The following is a 7,540-nucleotide window of genomic DNA, read 5'->3' on the forward strand; positions in this document are numbered from 1 at the left end:
TGAAACTGCTAAGATGCAGAGATATATTTATCTATAGAACGCTTTAACTTTTTAATCTCAAAGATATACTTCGCATTAAAATTGACAAGCATATCGTATTTTTTGTAGAGTAGTTGCTGTAATATCTCTGTTACCAATATATGCATATCTTCTGCACCGATGGTACCTGTCAATCCTCTCATATCTACACATAACATCTTTACCTGCTCATAACGATGTTCCTGTATCAATTTAACAAAAATTTCATCACTGGTACCATACGCTGTAGAAAATTCCTTCAAAACTTCAAGATAGAGTGCTTCACTGTTACTGGCATGCTTGATACCCTTTACTATATCGAGTCCTTCATAAGTAATGTCCTCTTCACATTCAATTGCTTTTACTTGAGATGCCTCTGTAGATGTATCAGAGAGATATATGGAAAGCGCTGTATAGAGTTTTCCTATATTAAGTGGTTTGGCTAAAAAGGCATTGATACCGCTGTTGAACATTTTTTGAATTTCACTGTCTAAGACCAATGCCGTAAATGCAACGATAGGCAAGTCATCAAACTTCTTGTCAAGACGTATCATCTGTGTAGCTGCATACCCATCCATGATAGGCATATTGATATCCATAAGCACCAGATCAAATTGCTCTCTGCTTTCCTTCACCATATCCACAGCTTCTTGTCCATTATTTGCGACAGAGATATGCATACCCGAAAGGTGTAGTAAGTTGATCAATACTTTCTGATTGATAAGATTATCTTCCACAATAAGTATATTTTTATCAGAGAAATCTCTAAAGCTGTTCTTTGTAATACCTTTTGTCTCAATGATGTGCGCCTTATGTGTTTGTATGCGTTGGATATCAGCCTTTTTTTCTTCTTTCATATCAATAGGCGTTTTGATATTATAGATATCTACGATCATTTCAAAAATACGTTCTTGATTGAGTGGTTTGAAAAGATGTGTATCTATCACCTCATTCACAAAACTTTTTTTATCAGATTGCAGTAATGAATTGAGTGCGATGACCTTCAGCTCTTTTTCCATCTTAATTTTTTTGAGATATTCAACCAATCTGACACTAAAAAGACTCTCATGTAAAACAACAATATCAAAAGAGGTAAGATTAGGAATATTTTTCATAAATTCCTCTATAGAAAGTACCTTCACTTCATGTCTGAAATATGCGAACATTTTTCTGATAGCCAAAGCAGAATTATAATTTGTATCAACAATAAAAACTTTTTTCTCAATCAGTATTTTCTCTGGTAATCTATATTTTCTCTGATTGGTTTTTTCCACGATATCAAAAGGTAAGAAAAGTGTAAAGGTACTTCCTTTCCCTTCGATACTATGCACAGAGAGTTTTCCACCCATCATATTGACCAATTCATTGGCCACATAAAGGCCAAGCCCTACATACATACCTGTCTCTTCATCATAATACGGTACAAATAGGTCTTCTAATGCCTCAGGGTCAAGTCCTCTACCTGTATCAGAGAACTGGAACTGCAACTCAACATGTTCATCAAAGGTATCAAACATGGATATCTCTAATTTGATCTCATCCAAATCTCCCTGTTCCAAAATATGTTCAAGTATACTTTTGAGAGTTTGTCCTAAATGCAGTGAATCCCCGACTAAACGACGTGGTATATTTTTATCGATATCAAAAATAAGTTCAACTTGACTCCCCGAAAATTGCGTACAGATAGTACCTGACAATTCATTCAGTACGTTGTTAATGTTAAACACTTCATTGACTATTTCAATTTTTTTTGATTTTAATCGAAGAAAATCTATCAGTGCATTGGTGACATCTAAAAGTTTAGTTTCAACATTAGATAAGATCTCTACTTTATGCTTAATTAACTTGGATGATCTATCTATGGTTTTATGGCTTTTCTGGAGAGCCTGCTTTGCAATATCATGGATATTTTCACTCATATTGGTAAGGAGGAGATTTTGGTTTTTTTCCATTTCCAGCTGTTTGTCAAACATAGACTGGTGCAGCTGTTGCATCTTCTGTGATTGCTGAGACGTGATGAACAATATAGTAATGCCTACTAACCCCAAGGCAAATAAGGCAACCCATATCCAGAAAGTTTCTATGTCTGCACCTTCACTTGCCTGTGCATAATTCATCATACTTAAGCCTATGATGGCCATACTTATTTTATTAAAATGCATTTGATATTACCTTATTGTCTGTAATTTAATATTCTTCATGCTGACATTTCCCTGCTACAATTCTAGCAAAGGATTTTATTTTTTTACTTATTTAGAAGTATAATAGTTTATATTGGGTCCTACCCCACTAATACATCAATATTTTTACACAGGATGCTATAGCAAACAGATGCTAAGAGATGATAAAAGTTTGGGTACAATTTCACTATGAAATTAGCATGTATAGATGTAGGACTTAAACGTATAGGTGTGGCAATTTGCCTTGATGGTAATATAGTCGTGCCTCAAAATGCCATCCTACGAAAAAACCGAAACCAAGCTGCAAGAGATGTCAAGACTTTTTTAAAAGAGTGGGAAATAGAGAAACTGATCGTAGGTCTCCCTAAAGATGCTGAGAGTTCTGAAGAGATGGAAAGACGCATCAAACATTTTGTTTCACTGCTTGAGCTGGACATAGAAGTAGCCTATCAAGATGAACAAAGTTCAAGCATTGAAGCCAAAGAGCTTACCATGGGTATATTTAAACATAAAAAAGATGGCAAGATCGACTCCGTCGCTGCGAAAATCATCTTAGAGCGATGGCTTAAACACTAAGATCAGAGTTTCTGCTTTAAGCCCTGAATTCTTTTATAGGCTTTATTAATACTCTCTTCTTTCACTTCTCCACTTTGCACCAGTGAGGCTATGGTATCAACCAGTTTTTTTGTACTCACTGTTTTTCTAGGATCCAATTGATTCCCTATCAACAAGATGTCATCTCCTGCATTAATAGCAAGTTTCAGTGTATTTTTCAATCCATATTTTTTAGAGATCGCACCCATTTGAAGATCATCTGTGATCACCACACCATGGTAACCGAGTTTCCATCTTAATAGTTTTGTAATAGTCTCATAAGAAAGGCTTGCCGGATATTTAGCATCTATTTTTTTATTAAACACATGAGCGACCATGACCGTATCTGCCTTGTCTTTTAAAAGTCTATAGGGTTCTAACTCCACTTCTTTCCAAAGGTTCGTTACATCCACAAATCCTTTATGTGTGTCTCCTACCGAAGAACCGTGTCCAGGAAAATGTTTAATAGATGTAAGTACTCCATTGCTGTGCATCGCATCGATGAATGTATTGGCATACTTAGCTACCACCTGAGGATCTTTACCAAAAGAACGTCCTAAACCATGGATCACATGGTTTTGCATATTGATATCCAGATCAACTACAGGTGCAAGATCGTAATTGATCCCAACACTTCTCAATTCCTTACTCATCCTTGTATAGGTCTCGTTGATCTTACTTTGATCCATTTTGATCACATCCGAAGCTTTGGGGAACTTACCGTAAAAACCGTATTTACTTTTAAGTCTTTGAACCTTGCCACCCTCCTGATCTACAGCAATGAGTAACTTACCATCTGCACTACATGCCTGCAGCTCTTTGGTCAGTTTGGCTAACTGTGTTTTTGTAGCAATATTCTTTGGCTTATTTTTATCCACCGGGTTATAATCAAATAAAATCACAGCTCCAAGATTATACTCTGCTATATCTTTACAGATTTGACTTGCTTTTGGTGCATGTGTACCATGAAATCCGACCATCAGCATTTGACCTATTCTTTTCTCAAGTGCCAACTCCTGTGCCCATATTGTATTCACTGCAAACAGCACCAGTAATAAAACTTTTTTTATCATTAAAAATATCCTTCATTGTATCTTTATCCCGAATTTAATATTATAGTGTAACTACTCTTTATTTGCATACGGTTAACCTTGCTGTATTACACTACGACCATAAGAGCATCAAGGGACACCTAAAATACCCCCTCCCTTTTACATATCATTTTAGGACTCCTTTAAAATATTTTTCTCCCTTTAGTCCCAAAGATGCTCTTTGAAACACTTCCCCCTAACATCTTTTATCTATAATCAGATGTTTTATTAGTGTTCAGTTAACCTTATAATATTATAATCCCTTCATAAGAGCATCAGAAGAACTAGACCTGAATCTCCCTTTTATTTTATTTAGGTCTTTTTTCATATCATTTTCCCTCCTCCCTTTTTTGTACCCCTGATGCTCTTTGAAAAAATTTTTACCTAATTCAAAATAATTACACGATTTTTACATCTTCATAGTGTATAATCTGCTAAATACTATTTAAAGGCCCATTTATGAAAAAATTATTTACAGTGACCCTTCTATTTTTTTCACTCTTGACATATGTTCAGGCAGCTGAAAATGAAAACCCTTTAGCAGAAATGACTATGACAGACATTACAGGAAAAACATATAATGTTACAGGTACAGAACAGGGTCTTAACATTAAAGGGCTTGAGGGGAAAGTGATCTTCTTAGAGTTTTTTGGACACAAGTGTCCCCCTTGTTTAGCATCGATCCCACACTTGATCAAGCTACAAAAAAAACATCAAGACAAATTAGCCATTGTCGCTATTGAAGTACAAGGGTACAACAATGAGCAAACCAAAAAGTTTGCAAAAGAGAAAGGGATGAACTACATTACGATCTCTGAAGAGAAAGCTTCTGAAGTTGTAAACTATATCCAGCAAAGAGCACAATGGAAAGGAAGTATTCCTTTCCTCGTAGCTTTAGATACTAAAGGTGATGTACAATTTGTTCAAGCCGGTATGCTTCCGGAAGCATCACTTGAAGAACTTATCTCACAACTATCACAACCAACAAAATAGTGCTCTAACTTAATCTCACGATACCGTTGTGTATCGTGATAACGCCTTCAAGTTCTGCCTCATACACCCTGTCACCAAACTTTTTAATACTCTCATCAAATGTAGGTGTGGTTTGACAAAAATAGAAGAAATCATCTTTTTCCAACTCATCTTTCGCGATCTGACCAAACGTAGATGCAAATACCTCTATATCATGTATGGCTGTTGCCTGCTTATCCTGTAACAACTGGTTCGTACCCAAACTTTCACCCAGTCTCTGAGGAAGTACAAATATCTCTTTCCCCATTTTCAAAGCATACTCCACTGAACGCATGGAACCACTATTCAGATCTGCCTCTGTAACGATCAATATATCTCCAAGTGCAACGACCAGTTCATTCCGTACCACAAAGCTCCACCCTGTTGCTCTGAACCCATCATTAAATTGGCTAAGCAACAGTCCTTTGTTCTCTATACACTCTATAAGCCCTTTATTGACTGCAGGGTAGCGTATATCCAGTCCATTAGCTACAACAGCAATAGTATTCTCTTCCCCTGCTCCAGTGTGTGCTATGGTATCCACTCCCATCGCGGCACCACTAACTACACATACCCCTCGTTTGGCTAAAGCACTGGCAAGCGTATAAGTAAACTGTCGTGTATAGTTTGATGGTCGTCTTGTTCCCACAATAGAGACTTTAGGGCGTTTCAGTAGATCCAGCGCACCCTTATAAAATAGAGTAGAAGGGTACTTCTTCATACCCTCCAAACTGGGTATATGCTGAATAAGTGTTTGACTCATACGATGCCTTTTTAGGCCTATGATATCATAGCGGTGTATCCATCAGGAAAAATATTACAAATTGTCATACTTTTGAAAAGAGTATGGCAATTCAAATTGTGCCCTGACCAAAAGGAGGAAATGCCCTTGGGGTACATATTATTGATAGAGCTCATCAATATAGACTAGATCTACCTCGCTGAAGATACTTCCTGCACTTGAAAGTGCTTTCATAGTTGCCTTATGGGGATGTCCTATAGCGATAGCATGGCCTTTTTTCTTCGCCATCTCTACCGCCTTTTGAAGCTGTCTATGAATGTAAGGGACATTATGTTCATTATCTATAAAGACGTCTCTTGCGACATAGGCATCCCCATATTCATCTGTGATCTTAGGGACTTTAGTTGAAGCGATGGTTCTACTATCAACAAAAACGAACCCTTCTTTACGAAGTGCTGTATAAAGTGTCTGCATCGCATTATGATCGTCTGTAAATACAGAACCTGTATGGTTGTTGACATACCGTGCAGTAGGAAAAAGCTTTCGAAGTTCTTTCACTCTAGCCTTTATCTGTGCGTTGCTAAAGTTTGTAATGAGTGTTTTAGACTGTCTGTTAAACTGTGCACTTCCTGATTCCATAGGTAAATGGATCATATAATGTTGTAATCCTTCAGCCAAGGTATGCGAAGTCATAGAACGCTCTGAGGGAGGAAAGATAGATGGTGTCATTTTTATACCCGTAGCTGCTATCTTATTTAACTGACTTCTGGTTGACACATCATCGATGATAATAGCAAGTTTCGGTCTTCCCGTCCTCTCTACCAATCTCACGCTTTTCTCTTTTTTTACCTCTACGAACTCTACTTTTTTTACAATCTTCTCTTCTTTTCTTTTTTCCCGGGTTAAAGGCTTTGTGGTCGTTTTCTTTTCTTCTTTTGTTGTTTTGGATTTTTGTGCTTCTATCTTAGAGAGAGCCTCTAAAAGTTGTTTCCTACTGTCTATTTCATACGTCTTATAGGTTTGAGCTATGGGTGTTTGACTACTTGCCTTGGCATTCTGTCCCAAAAAATATCCAAAGGCGACCAACAGTATCATCCATAAGACACCCAACACGATATAGATACTTTTTTTGAAAGCAGGTTTCTTTTTCGTTTTTCTGCGTCTTCTTTTTCTAGGTGTATTCTGAGAAGATGTCGTATTTGTTTTTTTGGATTGCGTTGCCATAAAGTCCACTAGTTTTAATTTTCAACTATTGTAGCGAAGAAGCATTAAAAGAGGTTAATATTTTATATGTTTAAAGAAAAAGGGAAAGAAATAAAACTAACTAAAGATTTTTGTTGATTTGTGCTTAGATTTGAATGTTTGGGTAAGTGAAAAAAACAACTAACTAAAGATTTTTAGTTAGTTTTCTGTAGGTTTGGGTGTCTGGACGAATGAGGCTACGAGTAGTAGCTGACTGAGTCCATCACCCAAAGATGCAGTGAAATAACTAAAAAGATTAGTTAGTATCTTGGTCTACTATTTTACCTGCAGAGATCCAAGGCATCATTTCACGAAGTTTATTACCAGTTTTAGTGATAAGTTTTTCTTTGTCATTTGTACGCTCAGCATTCATACGAGGATAACCTGCTTGACCTTCAAGGATGAAATCTTTTGCAAATCTACCATCTTGAATTTCAGTTAAGATATCTTTCATCGCTTGTTTTGACTCAGCGTTGATAACTCTCTTACCAGAAACATAATCACCGTACTCAGCTGTGTTTGAGATAGAGTATCTCATGTCAGCGATCCCACCTTCGAACATAAGGTCAACGATAAGCTTAAGCTCGTGAAGACATTCAAAGTATGCAAGTTCTGGAGCATAACCCGCTTCAGTCAATGTTTCAAAACCAGCTTGTACCAAT

General features: G+C 36.8%; 6 protein-coding genes and 1 pseudogene. 2 read left to right on the plus strand and 5 right to left on the minus strand.

What is annotated here, in order from left to right; translation table 11 throughout:
- Positions 1–8 precede the first annotated feature (8 nt).
- Positions 9–2,180, minus strand: coding sequence for a response regulator (locus tag ABYK33_RS00675; RefSeq protein ID WP_373030972.1), 2,172 nt, complete (start codon positions 2,178–2,180; stop codon positions 9–11).
- A gap of 207 nt (positions 2,181–2,387) precedes the next feature.
- On the opposite strand from ABYK33_RS00675, the gene ruvX reads away from it, so the two are divergent.
- Complete coding sequence (gene ruvX / locus ABYK33_RS00680) at positions 2,388–2,774, plus strand: Holliday junction resolvase RuvX (RefSeq protein WP_373030973.1); 387 nt, start codon at positions 2,388–2,390, stop codon at positions 2,772–2,774.
- A 2-nt stretch (positions 2,775–2,776) separates the two neighbouring features.
- Here the strand turns inward: ruvX and ABYK33_RS00685 are convergent, their stop codons facing one another.
- Positions 2,777–3,865 carry a glycoside hydrolase family 3 protein gene (locus ABYK33_RS00685; protein ID WP_373030974.1) on the minus strand — a complete coding sequence of 363 codons (1,089 nt, stop codon included), beginning with the start codon at positions 3,863–3,865 and terminating at the stop codon, positions 2,777–2,779.
- Between the two features lie 477 nt (positions 3,866–4,342).
- On the opposite strand from ABYK33_RS00685, the gene ABYK33_RS00690 reads away from it, so the two are divergent.
- On the plus strand, positions 4,343–4,876 hold the full coding sequence (locus ABYK33_RS00690; RefSeq protein WP_373030975.1) for a TlpA family protein disulfide reductase: 534 nt from the start codon (positions 4,343–4,345) through the stop codon (positions 4,874–4,876).
- Between the two features lie 4 nt (positions 4,877–4,880).
- Here ABYK33_RS00690 and ABYK33_RS00695 read toward each other — a convergent pair whose 3' ends face one another.
- The 3 genes and pseudogenes from ABYK33_RS00695 to ABYK33_RS00705 form a co-directional block, all read right to left on the minus strand.
- Entirely contained in the window at positions 4,881–5,657 is a 777-nt protein-coding gene (locus ABYK33_RS00695; RefSeq protein WP_373030976.1) for a DNA-processing protein DprA, read from the minus strand.
- A 138-nt stretch (positions 5,658–5,795) separates the two neighbouring features.
- The gene (locus ABYK33_RS00700) at positions 5,796–6,860 is read right to left on the minus strand and encodes a divergent polysaccharide deacetylase family protein (protein ID WP_373030977.1); all 1,065 of its coding nucleotides are present in this window, start codon (positions 6,858–6,860) and stop codon (positions 5,796–5,798) included.
- Positions 6,861–7,134: 274 nt separating this feature from the next.
- Positions 7,135–7,540: pseudogene (locus tag ABYK33_RS00705) on the minus strand (ketol-acid reductoisomerase); the annotation flags it as partial.

Source organism: Sulfurovum sp., assembly GCF_041562805.1.
Taxonomy (GTDB): Bacteria; Campylobacterota; Campylobacteria; order Campylobacterales; family Sulfurovaceae; genus Sulfurovum.